The following is a 2,622-nucleotide window of genomic DNA, read 5'->3' as shown; positions in this document are numbered from 1 at the left end:
CTTGGCTGCCGAAGGAAGAGGGGAATGGGGACTAATACGCGGAATAGGCCGTTGGCCTAGCGAGCGTGGGAGTTCACCCCGTTCTCTTCTTCTAAAAGTAGTAACTTAAAAACAGTAAGGCAAATCTAAAGGCCAGCGGGGAAGATGTACTGCTTGTAATCGCCCGCATCGATGGTGCCGCGCAGTAGGGTGGCAGCTCCCCAGAGGTATTTTTCGAGTTGTTGTTGGGTCATGAAGTAAATATGTTTACGCGGTCCGTAATCAGTATTGTATAGTTACGTTTTCTTTCTTCATCCAAAAAAGAGTCATCAATCAATAGAATGGCTTTAGGTAACCATTTCGATAGTCTTTTATAAACCGCATTGATTTGTTTGTCATTTAATTTTAAAACAGCACCAAGGCGGTCGAAATATGCTTTGTTAAAGTTTTCTTTTTTCCCTCCCAGCAGCAAGGCTACATCTTCCTTATCCTTTGGCAGTACCATTTTTACATTTAAAAGATCGTAGGCAGGCGACAGCACCCAGCCCATTTTCGATAGCCACATGGAAAAGTTTTTCAGGTGCATATCGTTATTGCCAATGACGTAATTGAAAACGGCCAACTCAAAAAAACGCAATTTATCCAACAGGGTATTTACAGATAATTCGCCAATCGTGTTTCCAAGTTTTTCCATGGTGCCCATGTATTTATCTGCCAGTTCAAGAATTTGCAGGAAATCAACCATGTGCGTTTTGGATCCGTCCTGGTTACGATCAATGCGCTTGGTAATGAAACACAATTCGCCTGATTTCAAACGGATCATATTGACAGGTACAATGTCTATTTTGAACAACTCGGCTAATTTCATGGAAAGATGTTCGTTCTCAGGCATCTGAGGATAATCAGCATTTTGTGGTTTCAAAATGTAATGTCCTTCCAAAGCGTCCATAATGGTTAATCGCCCCTGGTGCCCGTTTTTCAATTCGTTTTTAATCCATCCCAATGATAATTTTGGTTGCACCCCCGGAACCGTTATGGATAGCTCTGCGGCTTCTTTGGCCAACTTTTCCATTTCCGACAATCGATACGGTAAATCCGGAGCATATTTTGTTCCGTAGAATGCTTTGATGCACTTGGGGTGATAATCGCCTTCCTGATTTGCATCCAGCTCCTTATAACAATAGAGACATTTATGCATTATCTTTTGGGATTATAGGGTGAACACTTACAGCACCAATAGCATTTTGACAACATGCAAGTAGAAGCCCCATGCGATCATTCTTGTTAATTTTCCAGCTTTCAGCAGCTATAGCTAACAGCCATCCCTCAGGGATTAGCCCATCGAAAAATGGAAATAATCTTTTGTTTCTGTAAGGCTGTGAGGATACAGGCATTTGAAAGGTGATGAACTGGTTGGGATATGTTTGGATATACTTTTCGTCATACACAAAAAGATATTCTCCATTGTCATCTTCGGTTAGGAGACCTGCCAATTCATTATTGTATTTCACTATTCCTTGTCGCATCGTTAGCATTTATAGGACCTAAAACATGACCAAATAAGTGTAGAACCTGATTTACCTTTGACAAGCTGAGGTTTTCTTTGCCTTGTTCTATTTTTCTGATTACCGTAAGGGCAACCCCTGCTTTTTCAGCAAACTCCTCCTGGGTTAAGCCCAATTGCTTTCGTCGGGCCTTTACAAAGTCTGATAACATGCTCATATTATATGTATTTGCATACAAATATACTTAAATGATTAATATTATATGCTTATGCGTATAACTATTTTAAATTCTTAAGATTTATATGCAATTAAATATAATTATTCAAAATAGATTTGAACCTTTCCTCCGCTTTAATACTCTCGTCCCAGGTTGAGCGGATTTGCCGTTGCTCAAACAGTTTTATGGATGTTTCTTTTGTCATAGTCGAAAAATGGTTTTAAAAAGCAACAGTTCGGTACTTTTGGACGCTTGCAATGCGTAAATATTTATCAAGGTAGATACTCGCCTCCAAAGGGATACTACCGTTGGGTAGCGTGAAGGTAGGGAAAAGTTATGAATTATGGGTTATGAGTTTTGTTTGGTTCTTAAAACCGCGGAGGGCGGCGGTAGCTACTACAAGAGCCTTGCCGATGGAAGCTATACGGTTACGGCCTCCAAGCCGGGCCTTAACAATACTACCAAAACTGTAAGCGTGGTTAACGGCGAGCTGACGGTTTTGGAAATTTTGATGGAAAAGGCGTAGATGCCGTTTTTTGGGTTAGAGTAGAATGGGGAATCCTGCTTCGGCGGAGTTCCTTTTTTGTGGTATGGATGTAAGTTTACTATTGGTTGCTGCTGCAATGCGCTCTTGCCCGGTTTGGCTTATGGGCCAGAGGTATACCAGCCCCCTGGCTGGCCCATGGTAGCGCTTTGATCTTTATGGTAGGCCGCTGTAATTACCTTTTTTAGTCTGGATGCTAAGGTTTATGTGTAGTGCACTTGTAGGTGGGCACGGATGAGGACGTCCGCGTATTCTAAGATAAAAGCAAGTAAATTTAAAAAATTATGCAGCAAACTTGAAGGTGTCTACGTATGGCGTCCTCCGGTTGACTACTGCAAAAATCCTTGCCAGCAGCTTATTCCGCACGATGTTTATGG

General features: G+C 41.6%; 5 protein-coding genes. 1 reads left to right on the top strand and 4 read right to left on the bottom strand.

Features of this window, described 5'->3' with window-relative positions; translation table 11 throughout:
* Nucleotides 1–125: 125 nt before the first annotated feature.
* Genes VMW01_04200 through VMW01_04185 form a run of 4 tightly spaced genes read right to left on the bottom strand, consistent with a single transcriptional unit; the run spans nucleotide 126 to nucleotide 1,701 of the window.
* Nucleotides 126–233, bottom strand: coding sequence for a type I restriction-modification system subunit M N-terminal domain-containing protein (locus VMW01_04200; GenBank protein HUW05441.1), 108 nt, complete (start codon nucleotides 231–233; stop codon nucleotides 126–128).
* Nucleotides 230–1,177, bottom strand: a complete 948-nt coding sequence (locus VMW01_04195; protein HUW05440.1) for a HipA domain-containing protein — start codon at nucleotides 1,175–1,177, stop codon at nucleotides 230–232. Before VMW01_04195 ends, VMW01_04200 begins: the two co-directional genes overlap by 4 nt.
* Complete coding sequence (locus tag VMW01_04190) at nucleotides 1,170–1,505, bottom strand: HipA N-terminal domain-containing protein (GenBank protein ID HUW05439.1); 336 nt, start codon at nucleotides 1,503–1,505, stop codon at nucleotides 1,170–1,172. The genes VMW01_04195 and VMW01_04190 overlap by 8 nt, the downstream gene beginning before the upstream one ends.
* Nucleotides 1,477–1,701, bottom strand: coding sequence for a helix-turn-helix transcriptional regulator (locus VMW01_04185; protein ID HUW05438.1), 225 nt, complete (start codon nucleotides 1,699–1,701; stop codon nucleotides 1,477–1,479). The genes VMW01_04190 and VMW01_04185 overlap by 29 nt, the downstream gene beginning before the upstream one ends.
* A gap of 343 nt (nucleotides 1,702–2,044) precedes the next feature.
* Here VMW01_04185 and VMW01_04180 point away from each other — a divergent pair, with 343 nt between their 5' ends.
* Entirely contained in the window at nucleotides 2,045–2,227 is a 183-nt protein-coding gene (locus VMW01_04180) for a hypothetical protein (GenBank protein HUW05437.1), read from the top strand.
* The last annotated feature ends 395 nt before the right edge of the window (nucleotides 2,228–2,622 follow it).

Source organism: Williamwhitmania sp., assembly GCA_035529935.1.
Lineage (GTDB): Bacteria > Bacteroidota > Bacteroidia > Bacteroidales > Williamwhitmaniaceae > Williamwhitmania.
The sequence above is the reverse complement of the archived record's forward strand: the minus strand, read 5'-3'. Positions and strand labels throughout refer to the sequence as shown.